General features: G+C 60.1%; 17 protein-coding genes and 1 pseudogene. 4 read left to right on the top strand and 14 right to left on the bottom strand.

All coding sequences use genetic code 11. The annotated features are described in order from the left end of the window. Window positions 1-3: 3 nt before the first annotated feature. The 13 genes from fabZ to CTR2_RS18885 all read right to left on the bottom strand — a co-directional run bounded on the left by fabZ (window position 4) and on the right by CTR2_RS18885 (window position 12,158). Complete coding sequence (gene fabZ, locus CTR2_RS18825; RefSeq protein WP_003053425.1) at window positions 4-444, bottom strand: 3-hydroxyacyl-ACP dehydratase FabZ; 441 nt, start codon at window positions 442-444, stop codon at window positions 4-6. Next, on the bottom strand, window positions 444-1,445 hold the full coding sequence (lpxD, locus tag CTR2_RS18830) for a UDP-3-O-(3-hydroxymyristoyl)glucosamine N-acyltransferase (RefSeq protein WP_087081915.1): 1,002 nt from the start codon (window positions 1,443-1,445) through the stop codon (window positions 444-446). The genes fabZ and lpxD overlap by 1 nt, the downstream gene beginning before the upstream one ends. Window positions 1,446-1,461: 16 nt before the next feature. After that, window positions 1,462-1,968, bottom strand: coding sequence for an OmpH/Skp family outer membrane protein (locus CTR2_RS18835; RefSeq protein WP_087081913.1), 507 nt, complete (start codon window positions 1,966-1,968; stop codon window positions 1,462-1,464). After that, window positions 1,968-4,283, bottom strand: coding sequence for an outer membrane protein assembly factor BamA (bamA, locus tag CTR2_RS18840; RefSeq protein ID WP_087081910.1), 2,316 nt, complete (start codon window positions 4,281-4,283; stop codon window positions 1,968-1,970). Before bamA ends, CTR2_RS18835 begins: the two co-directional genes overlap by 1 nt. Window positions 4,284-4,326: 43 nt before the next feature. Then, window positions 4,327-5,700 carry an RIP metalloprotease RseP gene (gene rseP, locus CTR2_RS18845; protein WP_087084513.1) on the bottom strand — a complete coding sequence of 458 codons (1,374 nt, stop codon included), beginning with the start codon at window positions 5,698-5,700 and terminating at the stop codon, window positions 4,327-4,329. Window positions 5,701-5,791: 91 nt separating this feature from the next. After that, on the bottom strand, window positions 5,792-6,970 hold the full coding sequence (ispC, locus tag CTR2_RS18850; RefSeq protein WP_087081908.1) for a 1-deoxy-D-xylulose-5-phosphate reductoisomerase: 1,179 nt from the start codon (window positions 6,968-6,970) through the stop codon (window positions 5,792-5,794). Continuing rightward, window positions 6,967-7,824, bottom strand: coding sequence for a phosphatidate cytidylyltransferase (locus tag CTR2_RS18855; RefSeq protein ID WP_087081906.1), 858 nt, complete (start codon window positions 7,822-7,824; stop codon window positions 6,967-6,969). Before CTR2_RS18855 ends, ispC begins: the two co-directional genes overlap by 4 nt. A gap of 14 nt (window positions 7,825-7,838) precedes the next feature. Then, window positions 7,839-8,576, bottom strand: coding sequence for a polyprenyl diphosphate synthase (uppS, locus tag CTR2_RS18860; protein ID WP_087081904.1), 738 nt, complete (start codon window positions 8,574-8,576; stop codon window positions 7,839-7,841). Window positions 8,577-8,599: 23 nt separating this feature from the next. After that, window positions 8,600-9,160 (bottom strand): ribosome recycling factor, encoded by a 561-nt coding sequence (gene frr, locus CTR2_RS18865; protein ID WP_003067379.1) that lies wholly within the window; start codon window positions 9,158-9,160, stop codon window positions 8,600-8,602. Window positions 9,161-9,197: 37 nt separating this feature from the next. Then, entirely contained in the window at window positions 9,198-9,920 is a 723-nt protein-coding gene (gene pyrH / locus CTR2_RS18870; protein WP_003053409.1) for a UMP kinase, read from the bottom strand. Window positions 9,921-10,013: 93 nt separating this feature from the next. After that, window positions 10,014-10,907, bottom strand: a complete 894-nt coding sequence (tsf, locus tag CTR2_RS18875; RefSeq protein WP_003067381.1) for a translation elongation factor Ts — start codon at window positions 10,905-10,907, stop codon at window positions 10,014-10,016. A 108-nt stretch (window positions 10,908-11,015) separates the two neighbouring features. Continuing rightward, window positions 11,016-11,768, bottom strand: a complete 753-nt coding sequence (rpsB, locus tag CTR2_RS18880) for a 30S ribosomal protein S2 (RefSeq protein WP_003067383.1) — start codon at window positions 11,766-11,768, stop codon at window positions 11,016-11,018. 186 nt (window positions 11,769-11,954) lie between these two features. After that, window positions 11,955-12,158: a hypothetical protein gene (locus CTR2_RS18885; protein WP_254913252.1), complete on the bottom strand. Its 204-nt coding sequence runs from the start codon at window positions 12,156-12,158 to the stop codon at window positions 11,955-11,957. Between CTR2_RS18885 and CTR2_RS18890 the strand changes: the two genes are divergently transcribed. Both CTR2_RS18890 and CTR2_RS18895 read left to right on the top strand, forming a co-directional pair. After that, window positions 12,152-12,415, top strand: a complete 264-nt coding sequence (locus CTR2_RS18890) for a hypothetical protein (protein WP_254913251.1) — start codon at window positions 12,152-12,154, stop codon at window positions 12,413-12,415. The genes CTR2_RS18885 and CTR2_RS18890 overlap by 7 nt on opposite strands. Then, on the top strand, window positions 12,412-13,362 hold the full coding sequence (locus CTR2_RS18895) for an alpha/beta hydrolase (RefSeq protein WP_087081902.1): 951 nt from the start codon (window positions 12,412-12,414) through the stop codon (window positions 13,360-13,362). The genes CTR2_RS18890 and CTR2_RS18895 overlap by 4 nt, the downstream gene beginning before the upstream one ends. Before the next feature lie 90 nt (window positions 13,363-13,452). On the opposite strand, the gene CTR2_RS18900 is transcribed toward CTR2_RS18895, so the two are convergent. After that, the gene (locus tag CTR2_RS18900) at window positions 13,453-13,707 is read right to left on the bottom strand and encodes a hypothetical protein (protein ID WP_217896254.1); all 255 of its coding nucleotides are present in this window, start codon (window positions 13,705-13,707) and stop codon (window positions 13,453-13,455) included. On the opposite strand from CTR2_RS18900, the pseudogene CTR2_RS18905 reads away from it, so the two are divergent. Then, a pseudogene (locus CTR2_RS18905) lies at window positions 13,655-14,013 on the top strand (amidase); the annotation flags it as partial. The gene CTR2_RS18900 and the pseudogene CTR2_RS18905 sit on opposite strands and share 53 nt — an antisense overlap. A gap of 97 nt (window positions 14,014-14,110) precedes the next feature. Next, window positions 14,111-15,706, top strand: coding sequence for an NAD(P)H-hydrate dehydratase (locus tag CTR2_RS18910; RefSeq protein ID WP_087084512.1), 1,596 nt, complete (start codon window positions 14,111-14,113; stop codon window positions 15,704-15,706). The last annotated feature ends 31 nt before the right edge of the window (window positions 15,707-15,737 follow it).

Here is a 15,737-nt window from a genome sequence, read left to right on the forward strand (position 1 = left end):
CGCTTATCCCACGTGACGCATGGTGCACATCAGCTGGGCTTCAGCGGCCACTTCGCCATCCACGCTGGCGACGGCGTTGAACTTCCAGATGCCGCCGCGCACGCGGTCGATGGTAATCTCCAGAGCCAGCTGATCTCCCGGCACCACGGGGCGCTTGAAGCGTGCCGAGTCGATGCCCACGAAGTAGTAGATATTGTTTTCATCAGGCACCTGACCCATGGCGTCGAAGGCCAGCAAGCCGGCAGCCTGGGCCAGAGCTTCAAGAATCAGCACGCCGGGCATGACCGGACGACCGGGGAAATGCCCGGTGAAGAACGGCTCGTTGAAGGTGACGTTCTTGATCGCCTTGATGCGCGTGTTGCGCTCAAGCTCCAGCACCCGGTCCACCAGAAGAAAGGGATAGCGGTGAGGCAGTTGCTTGAGAATTTCTTGAATATCCATCATCAATTTCCGTTGTTGCTTTGCCGGCCCTCTGCCAGCGCTTGTTCAAGCTTCTTGACCCGCTCCCGGAGCGTGTACAACTGCCTGAAGGTTGCAGCGTTCTTTTCCCATTGCTCGTTCTCTTGCAACGGAAAGATGCCTGTATAAAAACCTGCCTTGGGCAAGGAGCGAGTGACCATGGAGGTCGGCGAAATCACCGTGCCGTCCGCAATCGTCAAATGCCCCAGAATATTGGCAGCTCCACCAATCTGGCAGCGCTTGCCGATGCGCGCACTGCCGGCAATACCGGTATTGCCGGCAATCACCGTATGCGCACCAATGTGCACATTGTGGGCAATCTGCACCAGATTATCGATCTTGACGCCATCTTCAATGACGGTGTCATCAAGTGCCCCACGATCCACGCAGGTGTTGGCGCCGATTTCCACATCGTTGCCGATGCGCACGGCCCCCAGTTGCTCTATCTTTTCCCATTGGCCCGCCGAGGGCGCGAAGCCGAAGCCGTCGGCACCGATGACCACACCGGGATGCAGAACGCAGCGCTCGCCCAGCACACAGCCCTGGCTGATGGTGACGCGCGATTTCAGCACCGTATCGGCACCGATGACCGCGCCTGCTTCCACCACACATTGCGGCCCCACATAGGCACTTTCATGCACCTGGGCCGTGACATCCACCACCGCACTCGCATGGATGCCGCGTGGCCTGCAGCCCTGCTGGTGCGCCTTCCACCACTGGGTGGCACGCGCGAAATAGGCATAAGGATCGGCCGTGACAATGCAGGCGCCACGCTGCGCCGCTTCATCACGCATCGTCGGCGCCACAATGACACAGGCCGCCTGTGAGGCGGCCAGTTGCTGGCGATAGCGGGGATTGCTTAAAAAGCTCAGATCACCGTGACCCGCAGAGTCCAGTGGAGCGATGCGCGAGATAGGCATCTCGCGCTCGCCGCCGATCAGTTCTCCACCGAGCGCATCGAGAATCTGTCCCAATAGAACGCTCACAAAAGTATCCTTGGGATTACTTTGCGCCGTTCAGGGCCTTGATGACCTTGTCGGTGATATCAAACTTGGGGTTGATATACACGGCCTCTTGCAGGATGACGTCGTACTTTTCAGTCTCGGCCACTTGCTTGACAACCTTGTTCGCACGATCCAGCACGGTGGCCAGCTCTTCGTTCTTGCGAGCGTTCAGGTCTTCCTGGAATTCACGGCGCTTGCGCTGGAATTCACGATCCTGATCCACCAGCTGACGCTGGCGCGAAGCACGCTGACTCTCGGACATGGTGGTAGCTTCACGCTCGAACTTGTCCGAGGCGTTCTTCAAGGAATTGCCCTGATCGACCAAATCCTTTTCACGCTTAGAAAACTCCTGCTCAAGCTTGGCTTGGGCAGCCTTGGCAGCGGATGCCTCACGGAAGATACGATCCGTGTTCACAAAACCGGCCTTGAATTCCTGTGCATGCGCAGAGACGGCCATGGCGCCAAGCAGCACAGCCAAAGAAAGATGGCTAGAGAGAGATTTCATTAGAAAGATGTTCCGATTTGGAATTGCAGTTTCTGGATTCTATCGCCGGTTTCCTTACGGATTGGCTGAGCATACGCCAAACGCAGAGGGCCCAGCGGCGAAATCCAACTAATACCGATACCGGTGGAAGCACGCAAGGTTCCCAGATCCATGCTTTCACCTTCCGCCCACACATTACCCACGTCCACAAAGCCGAACAGACGCAGTGTTCTGTCATTACCGGCACCTGGGAACGGGACCATGAATTCGCTATTCAAAGTCAGCTTGCGCGTACCACCCAAGGCCAGATTGGTATTCACTGAGTCACGACGCCCCAGAGAGCCCTGCTCAAAGCCACGCACCGAACCCAAACCACCCGAATAGAAATTCTTGAAAATAGGATAGGGATTGCCGCCCAGGCCCTTGCCCCAGCCCAGCTCGCCGTTCAGGGCAATCGTGTACTTCTTGTTCAGCGGAATATATTGCTGAATCTGGTAGTTGGCCTTCGCATAGCGCATATCGCTCATGAACGAGGCTTCCAGATTCACACGCTGATAGCGACCGGCATTGGGTGCCAGGGCACTGTCGCGGTTATCACGAGACCATCCCAGAGTCAGAGGGATACCAGTCTTGGAGCAGCCTATGTTCTGGCCAGACAGACCACCGCAATACTCGTTATAGACCGCCGGCATGTAGGTGCCAGGCTTGATCTCATTGCCTTCAACACCGGCACCGAAGAAGATGGTGTCCACTTCGCTGAAGGGCACACCGAAGCGCACGCTGGCACCCTTGGTGATGATCTTGTAGGCGCCATCGTCATAGTAGGGACGGATGGTGCGGTAGTACAGGTCATAGGTGCGCGAGATACCGGTATCCGTGAAGTACGGATTGGTTGTCGACACCACCATGGTGCGGTTGTACTTGCTGGTGTTGACATCCAGACCCAGGTAGTTGCCCGAGCCGAACACGTTTTCCTGCTTGATGCCGAAGGACAGCGAGACCTTTTCAGCGCTGGAAAAACCTGCGCCCAGCTGGATCGAGCCGGTGGGCTTCTCAACCACATTGATCATCAGATCAACCTGATCGGGAGAACCGGGCACTTCCTGGGTTTCAATGTCCACCTGGGTAAAGAAGCCCAGACGGTCCACACGGTCGCGCGACAGCTTGATCTTCTGGCCGTCATACCAGGAGGCCTCGAACTGACGGAACTCGCGGCGAATCACTTCGTCGCGGGTCTTGTTGTTGCCGCTGACGCTGATGCGACGGATATAGGCGCGACGCGAAGGCTGTGCCTGCAACACGATGGCCACACGATTGTTGGCGCGATCGATTTCGGGCACGGCCTCCACCTTGGCGAAGGCAAAACCGAAATTGCTGTAATAGTCGGTAAACGCCTTGACGGTCTCGGAAACCTGGTCGGCGTTATAGGGCTCACCGGGCTTGATCTTGACCAGCGACTTGAACTCGTCGTCACGATCCAGGTAGTTGCCTTCGAGCTTCACACCGGAGACCACATACTGATTGCCTTCGTGAATATTCACGGTCAAGCCGATATTTTGCTTGTCCGGAGAGATGGCAACCTGGGTGGACTCCACACGGAACTCCAGATAGCCTCGCTGCAGATAGTAGGAGCGCAGCGACTCCAGGTCGGCATTGAGCTTGTTGCGAGCGTAGCGGTCGGACTTGGTGTACCAGCTCATCCAGTTGCCTGTGTCCTGGTCAAACAGGTCCTTGAGCGTCGATTCCTTGAAGGCCTTGTTGCCCACAATGTGGATTTCGTTGATCTTGGCCGGCTCACCTTCGGAGACGGTGAAGGTCAGGTTCACTCGGTTGCGCTCGATAGGCGTCACCGTGGTCACCACTTCAGCGCCATACAGGCTGCGGTTGATGTACTGGCGCTTGAGCTCCTGCTCGGCACGGTCGGCCAAGGCCTTGTCGAAAGGACGGCCATCGGCCAGGCCCACGTCACGCATGGCCTTGAGCAGAGTGTCCTTGTCGAACTCCTTGGTGCCGGCAAAGTTCACCTCGGCAATGGTGGGACGCTCTTCCACAACCACCACCAGCACATTGCCATTGGCTTCGAGGCGCACGTCCTTGAACAGACCCAGAGCAAACAGTGAACGAATGGCAGCCGCGCCCTTTTCGTCGTTGTAGTCATCGCCCACGCGCAAAGGCATGGAGGCGAACACCGTACCGGGCTCCACTCGCTGCAAACCCTCGACGCGGATATCTTGAACTTTGAAGGGCTCCAATGCCCATGCCGCTTGCGCAGCTAAAACCATAGCAGCCAGGGCCGTTGCAGAGCGCACGCCCAAGCGATTGAAATGTTTTTTCATGAGTGGAAATCGCCGCGAATGCGGCCTACCGTAGCGGTAAAAATTAGCCCCAGAGCCGGTTGATATCGTTGAAAAAGGCGACTGACATCATCAGCAATATGACTGCGACACCTGCACGCTGCAGTCTTTCAGCCCAGACATCAGAGACACTGCGCCCCGTCAAACCTTCCCAAAGATAATACATCAGGTGCCCACCATCCAGAACGGGCAATGGTAGCAGGTTGAGAACGCCCAGGCTGATGCTGATCAGCGCGAGGAACGACAGGTATTGCACCAGCCCCATGCTGGCGGACTTGCCTGCATAGTCTGCGATCGTCAAAGGACCGCTGATATTCTTGAGCGAGGCCTGACCGATCAGCATGCGCCCCATCATGCGCAGCGTCATGGAGGACAGCTCCCAGGTCTTGTGCACACCGGCGCTCAAGCCATCCAGAAAGCCATGGCGCACCAGCACCATCTCGGGCTGGCTGCCGATGAAGGCATTCACGCGTGCCGCAGGCGCCTGACCATCCTTGCCAGGTACTATTTCCGGCTGCACCTGCAGATTCAGACGCTGGCCCGCACGCTCCACCACCCAGGCCTGCGGCTCGACTCGACCGGATGCTCCCGAGGCACGAATCGCAGCGCGTGCCTGAGCGCCATCCTGAGCTGCCTGGCCATCGATGCTGAGCAGCACATCGCCTTTTTGCAGGCCCGCCTTTTCTGCGGGGCCACCTGCAACAACCTCTTCTATGACCGGACGACTCCAGGCCCCCTGCAGCCCTACCTTGTCAAAGAAAGCTGCATCGGGTTCCTTTTGTTGCAAAGAAGCGAGATCGAGCGGCACGACACGCGTCGCGCCATCATGCTCTTGTGTCGCCACCTCCAGCTGCAAGGTCTCACCTTCAATGGCAGCCGTCGTGACCAGCCAGCGCAAATCACCCAGGGCACGCACAGGCTGCCACTCCTGGCCTCCCACGGAGGCACGCTGCACCCAGTCGCCACTTTGAATACCGGCCTGCTGCAGCAAGCTGCCAGCCGCAGGAGCAGCAAGCCGGGCTGCTGGCTCGTTGACCCCCAACCAGTTGACCACCGTCAGCAGCGCCACGGCCAGCACCAGATTGGCCGCCGGTCCCGCGGCAACAATGGCTGCACGTGAACGCAGGGGCTGATTGTTGAAGGCCAGGTGTTTTTCCTCGGCCCTGACCTCGCCCTCACGTTCGTCAAGCATGCGCACATAGCCGCCCAGAGGCAGCGCCGCGATCACATATTCGGTGCCCGACTTCTTGCCGACCCAGCGCAGCAGCGGCTTGCCAAAGCCCACGGAGTAACGCAGCACCTTGACGCCACAGGCCACGGCAACGCGATAGTGGCCCCACTCATGCACCGCAATCAGAACGCCGAGCGCCACGATGAAAGCCACAACCGTCAGCAACACCTGAAACTCCTTAATGCCAATCAATGTTTGGAGTGCGCAGCAGGCCGCAAGTTCAACCGCGAGCCCTCAAGCCACCAAACTCGGCGCCAGATCAGCGCGCCCACTGCCTGGCTATGTCAGCCGCACGCTCGCGGGCTCGCTCATCGAGCGCCATCAACTCTTCCAGACTGCCCACGACACCGGGTTGCACGGATTCCAGCGTCTGCAGATTGACGGCATGAATGCGGTCAAACGACAGGCGACGCTCCAGGAATGCGGCGACAGCCACTTCGTTCGCTGCGTTGAGCACCGTGGTCGTTCCCTCGGGCGCGCGCAGCGCCTGCCAGGACAGATGCAGGCCTGGAAAGCGATGCGCATCCGCCTCCTCGAAGGTCAGCGCCGCCAGCTTGGTGAAATCCAGCACAGGTGCGCCGCTCTCGATGCGCTCGGGCCAGGCCAGACCGCAGGCAATCGGCACACGCATATCGGGCGTACCCAGCTGAGCGATCACCGACGAATCCCTGAACTGCACCATGGAGTGCACGATCTGCTGCGGATGGATCACCACCTTGATCTTCTCGGGCGCCATATCGAACAGCCAGCGCGCCTCGATCACCTCCAGCGCCTTGTTCATCATGGTGGCCGAGTCCACCGAGATCTTGCGCCCCATGGAAAAATTGGGATGCGAGCAAGCCTGCTCGGGCGTGATTTCGGACAGTGTCGCCGGATCACGCTGGCGGAAGGGACCACCCGATGCCGTCAACAGCAAGGAGTCGACGCGGTCAGCCCAGGTGCTGCTGTCTTCGGGCAAGCACTGGAAGATGGCCGAGTGCTCGCTGTCGATGGGCAGCAAAGTGGCACCATGGCGTTTGACGGTGTCCATGAACAACGCGCCGCCCACCACCAGGGCCTCCTTGTTGGCCAGCAGCAGACGCTTGCCGGCCCTGGCGGCCGCCAGACAGGGCGCCAGACCGGCCGCTCCGACAATCGCCCCCATGACGGCATCCACATCGGGGTGCGACGCAATCACTTCAAGAGCATCCCGCTCCTGAAGAACCTGTGTTTGAAGCCCGTTTTGCTTGATTGCCTCAGCCAGTTGACGAGCATGGGGCGCACTGGCCATCACAGCGAACTGCGGCTTGAACTGCGCGCATTGCCTGAGCATCAGATCCACCTGAGTGGCTGCACTCAGCGCGAAGATTTCGTATTGTTCAGGGTGGCGCGCCACCACATCCAGGGTATTGGTTCCGATGGAACCGGTAGAACCCAGAACCGTGATTTTCTGCTTCATGGATGCACAAAGGATGAGAGCATCATCGCCAACGGCAGCGTGGGCAGGAGGGCATCAATGCGATCCAGGACACCACCATGGCCGGGCAGCAAGCCGCTGCTGTCCTTGACACCGACGCTGCGCTTGATGAGGGATTCGACCAGGTCGCCCACTACACTCATCGCAGCCATAAACACCGCAGCCAGCAGCAGGAACCAAAGTCCGCGCGACTGCAGCACCGAATAGAAACTGGGAACACCGGCGCCGTAGTGACGATCTGCCCAGCTCCAGACCAGAGCCAGCACAATCACCCCCAGCATACCGCCCCAGACACCCTCCCAGCTCTTGCCGGGACTGATGGAAGGAGCAAGCTTGTTCCTGGTGAACTTCAGGCCGAAAGTGCGGCCTGCAAAATAGGCGAAGACATCAGCCACCCAGACCAGCACCAGCACCGACAGCAGGAAGTTGATGCCGATATTGCGCGCCTGCACCACGGCCAGCCAGGCCAGCCACAATGCCAGCACGCCGCCGACCAGACGGACTGCTGCCGGAATATGCGGCCAGCCCGTCACGCCAGCGCGCAGCAGCAAAACGCCCCCCAGCACCCAGAGGGAACCCGCAATCAGCCACACCGTGGGCAGAGGCTGATCAACCCAGCCGGCCCACCAGGAGCCGGCGCACAGCGCCGTACAGACAGCGCCCAGGCCCAGCGAGCCTGCCTGCCCAAAACCATTGAGTCGCCCCCACTCCCAGGCACCAGCCGCCATGAACAACAGCATCAGTGCGGCAAAGGGCACGGTGCTGGCCGTATAAAACAGTGCCGGCAGCAAAATGGCCAGCAAAATCAAGGCGGTAATGACGCGCTGCTTGAGCATGGCACCTCTTATGGTTAGACCGTCAAGGTGACGGTGGATGATGGTTGAATCTGTTCGGAAGTCTGGCCGAAGCGGCGCTCACGACCGCCAAACACGGCAATGGCCTCGTCAAGAGCCGCCTCGTCGAAATCAGGCCACAGGGCATTGCTGAAAAAAAGCTCTGTATAAGCAGCCTGCCAGAGCAGGAAATTGCTGATGCGAGTTTCACCGCCGGTGCGGATCATGAGATCAGGATCCGGCACATGGGCCAAGGCCATGGCCCTGTCCAGATTCTCGGGAGTCAGCTCCAGCCCCTGGGCCACCAGCCTCTGTGCAGCCTGGGCAATATCCCAGCGGCCACCGTAGTTGAAGCAGACGTTGAGAACCAGGCGCGTGTTGTGAGCGGTGATGCGCTCGGCCTCTGCCAAGCCCTCCCGAACCTTGTCGCTCAGCCCCTGACGGTCGCCGACAAAGTACAGGCGCACGCCGTCACGGCTGAGTTGAGCGACCTCCTTGGCCAGGGCATTGGCCAGCAGGCTCATGAGCCCCGAGACCTCTTCCTGAGGCCTGTTCCAGTTCTCGGAGGAAAACGCAAACACAGTGAGCACCTGCACGCCACGCTCGACGCAGGCGCGAGCGCAGCGGCGCAGGGACTCCACTCCCTGCTTGTGACCGGCAAGACGTGGAAGCAGACGGCGCTTGGCCCACCGTCCGTTGCCGTCCATGATGACGGCAATATGGCGCGGAACCGCGCCGTTTTTCTTGGATGTCAAAAGTGCAGGTCCTTTGGAAAGACTCAGACCGCCATGATGTCCTGTTCCTTGGCCGCCACCAGCGTATCGACCTCGGCAATATGCTTGTCGGTGATCTTCTGGATTTCGGCTTCGGAGCGCTTCTGATCGTCTTCAGAGGCTTCCTTGTCCTTGACCAGCTTCTTCACGCCTTCATTGGCATCGCGACGCAGGTTGCGAACGGCAATCTTGGCGTTCTCGCCTTCGTTGCGCGCCAGCTTGGTCATTTCCTTGCGGCGCTCTTCGCTCATGGGAGGCATGGGCACGCGAATCAGATCGCCCATGGAAGCGGGATTCAGGCCCAGATCGCTCTCGCGAATGGCTTTTTCGACCTTGGCAGCCATGTTCTTTTCCCAGGGCTGCACGCTGATGGTGCGGGAATCCAGCAAAGACACATTGGCCACCTGAGACAGAGGCACCATGGAGCCGTAGTACTCGACATGGATGGCATCCAGCAGCGCGGGATTCGCACGGCCGGTGCGCACGCGAGCCAGGTTGTTCTTCAGAGCCTCGATGGACTGACCCATCTTGGTTTCGGTGTTCTTTTTGATTTCAGCGATCGTCATGTTCTTGTTCCTTTGCGAGCATTGGGCGGCAAAACGCTCAAGCGTACACCAGAGTGCCTTCGTCTTCACCCATGACCACGCGCTTGAGTGCGCCGGGCTTGACGATGGAGAACACGCGAATCGGCAGCTTCTGGTCGCGGCACAGCGCGAAAGCCGTGGCATCCATGATGCCCAGATTGCGCGAGATGGCCTCATCGAAAGCCAGCTTGTCGTAACGCGTGGCCGAAGGATCCTTGACCGGATCAGCCGTGTACACGCCATCCACCTTGGTGGCCTTGAGCACGACTTCGGCGCCGATTTCAGCACCACGCAGCGCAGCGGCCGTGTCGGTGGTGAAGAAGGGATTGCCCGTACCGGCAGCGAACACCACGACCTTGCCCTCTTCCAGGTATTGCAGCGCCTTGGGGCGCACATAGGGCTCGACCACCTGCTCGATACCGATGGCGGACATCACACGAGCCGTCAAACCCTGCTTGTCCATGGCATCTGCCAGAGCCAGGGCGTTCATCACCGTGGCCAGCATGCCCATATAGTCGGCAGTCGCACGGTCCATACCGACCGAGCCACCGGCCACGCCGCGGAAGATGTTGCCGCCGCCGATCACCACGGCAACCTGCACACCCACCTTGGTCACTTCCACGATCTCAGCCACCATGCGCTCGATGGTTGCACGGTTGATGCCGAACTGGTCATCTCCCATTAACGCCTCCCCCGACAGCTTGAGCAAGATGCGCTTGTGGGCTGGAATGGCGTTGGACATGGTGTTTCTCCGATGGAAGTTGAATGAGTATGAAAACGGGAGGGGAATAAATCAATCGCGGCTCTAGGCCGCGATTGTTGCTAAGGCTTAGGTTTAAGCACCAGCCTTGGCTGCTGCCACCTGGGCAGCCACTTCAGCGGCGAAGTCGTCAGTCTTCTTCTCAATGCCTTCACCCACGACATACATCGTGAACGCCTTCACATTGGTGTTGGCAGCCTTGAGCATCTGAGCCACGGTTTGCTTGCCGTCAGCAGCCTTCACGAAGACCTGGTCAGCCAGGGACACTTCCTTCAGGTACTTCTGCACGGAGCCTTCCACCATCTTGGAGACGATGTCGGCAGGCTTGCCGGATTCGGCGGCCTTGCCTTCGGCCACAGCGCGTTCCTTGGCGATCAGGTCAGCAGGCACGTCAGCGGAAGTCAGAGCCACGGGCTTCATGGCAGCCACGTGCATTGCCACGTCCTTGGCAGCAGCAGCGTCGCCGTCGAACTCGACCACCACGCCAATGCGGGTGCCGTGCACGTAGGCAGCCAGGCCAGCGCCGCTGAAAGCCTTGAAGCGACGGAAAGACATGTTTTCGCCGATCTTGCCGATCAGACCCTTGCGCACGTCTTCCAGAGTGGGGCCGTAGCCGTCTTGTTCGTAGGCCAGGGCGCCCAGAGCGTCCAGGTCAGCGGGATTGTGCTCGGCGACCAGCTTGGCAGCGGCGTTGGCCATGGCCAGGAAGCTGTCGTTCTTGGACACGAAGTCGGTTTCGCTGTTCACTTCGATCAGGCCGCCCTTGCCGCCGTCGATGAAAGCAGCCACAACGCCTTCAGCAGTCACACGGGAAGCGGCCTTGCCAGCCTTGGTACCCAGCTTGACGCGCAGCAGCTCTTCAGCCTTGGCCATATCGCCATCAGCTTCGGTCAGAGCCTTCTTGCATTCCATCATGGGGGCGTCGGTCTTGGCGCGCAGTTCAGCGACCATGCTTGCAGTAATTGCCATCGTATTTCTCCAGTATCAGTTCGATTCGTTACAGGATTCCGGCTAAAAAAACGGGGCTACCTAGAGCCCCGCTTTTTCTCGCGATGCGGTCGCGCAGCCGGACTTCGCTTAGGCGGCGGATTCTTCCACTTCCACGAACTCGTCGCCGTTCTCACCGGCAGCAGCCTTCACCACGTCGTTCAGACGAGCTTCACGGCCTTCCAGGATTGCGTCGGCAATGCCTTGGGCGTACAGCTGCACAGCCTTGGCGGAGTCGTCGTTACCAGGGATCACGTAGTCGATGCCATCGGGGTTGTGGTTGGTGTCAACCACGCCGATCAGAGGAATGCCCAGCTTCTTGGCTTCAGCGATAGCGATCTTGTGGAAGCCCACGTCGATCACGAAAATGGCGTCGGGCAGACCGTTCATGTCCTGAATGCCGCCGATGTCCTTTTCCAGCTTTTCCAGTTCGCGAACGAACATCAGCTGTTCCTTCTTGGACATGGATTCCAGACCGGCTTCTTGCTGAGCCTTCATGTCCTTCAGACGCTTGATGGAGGTCTTGACGGTCTTGAAGTTGGTCAGCATGCCGCCCAGCCAGCGCTGGTCAACGAAGGGCACGCCAGCGCGCTTGGCTTCTTCAGCCACCAGCTCACGGGCTTGACGCTTTGTACCCACCATCAGGATGGTGCCGCCGTTAGCAGTCAGCTGCTTGGCGAACTTCTGGGCTTCCTGGAACATCGGCAGGGACTTTTCCAGGTTGATGATGTGGATCTTGTTGCGGGCACCGAAGATGAACGGAGCCATCTTGGGATTCCAGAAACGAGTTTGGTGACCGAAGTGGACGCCGGCTTCCAGCATCTCGCGCATTGTTACTGCCATGTTAATTACCTCAAAGGTTGGGTCTAAAATCCGGCCCAACGATTGCAGCCGCCTTGAAAAAGCGTTTGCAACACCTTGGATAGGCCGGTTTGCTATTTGCCTTGCCGACTTAAAAGCAATTGTTGCAACACACAAAACGCCATCGCATCAACCACTTTCAGAGCTTTTCAAGTCAATCCTCACGGACTAACCCTTAGCAAAGCCGCAAAATTTTAGCACACTGCCATGCAACTCGGCCTCAGTCACGTCGCTCTTGAGATTCGCGAAGGCCGCCAAAGCGCCGCAAGCCTCATGCAAATGAGCATTGCTGCCGCGCAAAGCCCCTTGTGCGCCAACGTTTTCAGCCAGACTTTTTTGACGAGGCACGCTGGGCTGCTGCAGAAATGCCATCCACTACGCCCTTGGCCATCTCGCTCAAGGAGCTCGCAAGGTGCGCGCAGTGCCGCCAGCTCCCTGATGCTGCAGGCGCGGCCATCATCGGTGGCTTCTCGCCCGCCGAAAGCCATGCCAGGCACCGACGCCATCTGCAGGATCCCGCCAAAGCCGCACTCTGCGATCCCCGGGTACGCTCGCGCATAGAGCGCGGCGCGAGCATGAACGCAGCCGACTATCGCCTGATTGACTGCAAAGATAGGTTGAAACCGTGAGCTCCAATCCCTACCTCGCGTTTTTACCCGCCGACAGGCGAGGCGCGTCACATATAGAAACGCACGAGAGCGAGTGGTCATGGCACGACCATCGCGTTCACGTGATGAAGGCCTCTCGTCCGCAAGCAGCCGTTCGCGTGATCGTCGTTCATGGGGCTGGAGGACACAGCGGGGCCCTCTGGCCGTTGGCCGCGCTTCTCACCGAGCAGGGCGTCGATGTCACCGCCGTTGACCTTCCACTGTACGGGCGAACCGCTTCACCTCGACCCGGGACGGTGCGCTACGGTGACTGGGTGCGACTGCTGAGCGATTTCGTTGCGGCCGAGCAGGATGATCGCCCTCTCATCCTGTTTGGAGCGAGCATCGGCGGCATGCTGGCCTACGAGGTCGCCGCGACATCTCCCTCGGTCGCGGCGGTGGCCGCAACATGTCTCCTCGATCCCTGCGACTGGCGCGCCCGTGCACGGATGACTCGCTTCGGGCCGCTCGGCATGCTTGCAGGGCCCTTGTCCGTGCTTGCCCGTGGCCCGCTTGCGACGACGATGATTCCGATGCGCTGGGTGGCCAATCTCTCGAAGATGAGTCGCAATCCCGAACTTTCGCGGATGTGCGCCGCTGATCCGCTCGGAGGCGGAGCTTCGGTGCCCCTGGGATTTCTCGCTTCCTACCTGCGTTACCGACATGCTTCTCCGGAGTCCATGACCGTTCCGGTGCTGCTCGTTCACCCTGATCGGGATGAGTGGACCCCTGTGGCGTTGAGTACCCGCGTGCTTCGCCGGACGGCGGCGCCGACGCGGCTTGTCCTGCTTCGCGAGTGCGGACATTTCCCGATCGAAGAGCCGGGCCTCACTGATCTTGCGGATGCCATGCGTGACCTGGTGAATCGTCTGGCGCCCGATCTTCCTGCATCCACCGTGGAAAGTGAGCAGAAAAAGCGGGCCACATAAAAGCGCGAACCCCCTCTCCTTCTTCCAAAAAAGGGAGGAACGAAAGCGATGGTTGACTTGCTCCTCGCACCGACAATGGTCGCTTCTCGATCACCGGGGGCGACTCATCCCTTTCGTCAGGAAAGGGGGCGATAGCGTCCAGCTGTCACACAACGCCTGTATCGCCGCCAGCCCCGCGTTGGCGCGTTCCTTCTTGCGCTCCGCGTCCGCCATCGAACCGACGCCATCGCGCTGCAGTTCGGCGGCGGGCTGCTCATCCAGGAAGCGGCTCGGCTTCAGCCGGATGCACTCGCTGGATCTGCCGACAGCGCGCAAGCACTGGATTGCCAGGATGGAAAGTGCCATTGCCGGCCACGACGCCCTGCTCTCGCCCACCACACCGATCACGGCACCCACGATTGCATCCGTCGCCCCGGCCAACGGGATCGACGCCGCAGCCGACGCCAAGCGTGACGAGAAATTTTTCCGCGTCAACGGCCTGCTGCTGCGCAATACCAGCGTGGTCAATTGTTGGACGGCTGCACCCTGTCACTACCGTGCCACAACCCGAACGAACTCCCCATGGGCCTGATGATCTGGCATGCCGCCCTGCACGACGATGCCATCTTGAATATCAGCGCGGGCATTAAAGCCGTGCTCAATCGCGACTGACTTCAATTTCTGTAGCTATAACCGCTCATGGTTATTGGACCACAAGGCAAAAATCATCAAAATCCACAAATGCGCAGCCGGAGGCTATCCTCGGGCCATGCTGCGCATTTCCCCCTCCGACACCCCGCCCACCTCCATTTCCGCTGGTCAAGGCTGGCCGCTGTTCAGCACCGCCGCCACACGTCAGATCGAGAAGGCTTGCGCCGACCGACTGCCGCCTCACAGGCTGATGGAGCGCGCAGGCCTTGCCATCGCCAGGCTGGCAATGGCAATAGCCCCGCACGCACAACGCATCTGGATTGCCTGCGGCCCTGGCAACAACGGCGGCGACGGCTTTGAGGCGGCGGCGCAGCTCAGGGCTATGCTGCCCCATGCGCGAATCATGGTCAGCGAAGTGCGCGCGCCTGCCGAACTTCCGCCCGATGCACAGATTTCCCGGAACAAAGCCTTGCAGGCTGGCGTGCAATGGCTCAATGACGCCCCCATCGATCTGGAGCCACAAGACCTGTGCGTCGACGCGTTGCTGGGCATAGGACTGAGCCTGCGCACTTCTGGCAAGACCTCGGCTGCCGATCAGCGTCTGCCGCAGCTACTGGCCCAGGTTCAGCATTGCATCTGCAACGTGCTCTGTGTAGACGTTGCTTCAGGCCTCGATGCCGATACCGGTCAATATCCGAGGGGATTCGTACCCGGCCATATCGCCGCCGGCCAACGGCGCCATACGCTTGCCTTGCTGACCCTGCAGCCCGGCCTGTTCACCGGCCAGGGCCGCGATGCCTGCGGACAAATCTGGTGGGACGACCTGGGCTGCGGCATTGCCAGCGTTCCCGACGTATCGCACTCACCCACCCTAGCCGCGGCAGCACAGCCCACGGCACATCTGAGCAGCCCTGGCCTTGACTCCTCAAGAGCACGCCCGCACGCCAGTCACAAAGGCAGCTTTGGCGATGTGGCCGTGCTCGGCGGCGAAGGCCTGGGCATGCGCGGCCTGTCGATGACGGGCGCCGCCTGGCTGGCGGCACTGGCGGCACTGCACGCAGGAGCCGGTCGCGTCATGCTGGCCTTGCTGGACGAGCAATCACCACAAGGCATTGCGCCCTGGCCGGAAATCATGTCGCGCCAACCCGCCGCGCAGGACTGGAGTCAGGCCACCGCGGTCTGCGGCTGCGGTGGCGGCGAAGCCGTGCAGGCATGGTTGCCCCACATACTGGCACAAGCACCGCAACTGGTGCTGGATGCCGACGCACTCAACGCCGTTGCGGCCAGCCAGGCATTGGCACAGCAGTTGAGCCAGCGCGCCGCACGCCAGCAAACCACGGTCTTGACCCCCCACCCGCTGGAGGCCGCGCGCCTGCTGCAAACCAGCACCGCTCAAGTACAAGCCAACCGCCTTCAAGCCTGCCTGCAGCTTGCCAGCAAATTTCAGTGCACGGTGCTGCTCAAGGGCTCGGGCACGGTTGTTGCCAATCCACAGCAGCAAATCTGGATCAATGCCAGCGGCAATGCCCGGCTGGCCACGGGCGGCACGGGCGATGTGCTGGCCGGATTGATAGCGGCGCTATGGGCACAGGGTCAAAGTGCCGATATGGCAGCGATTCAGGCAGCCTTCCGCCACGGCCACATTGCAGATGGCTGGCCGGCAGATCGCCCATTCAGCGCCAGTGCACTGGCTCTGCGTCTAGGCAATCAGTAAACCGCCAAAAACAAAGGCCTTGCCATTATCT

The sequence above is a fragment of the Comamonas thiooxydans genome (assembly GCF_002157685.2).
GTDB classification, from domain to species: domain Bacteria; phylum Pseudomonadota; class Gammaproteobacteria; order Burkholderiales; family Burkholderiaceae_C; genus Comamonas; species Comamonas testosteroni_H.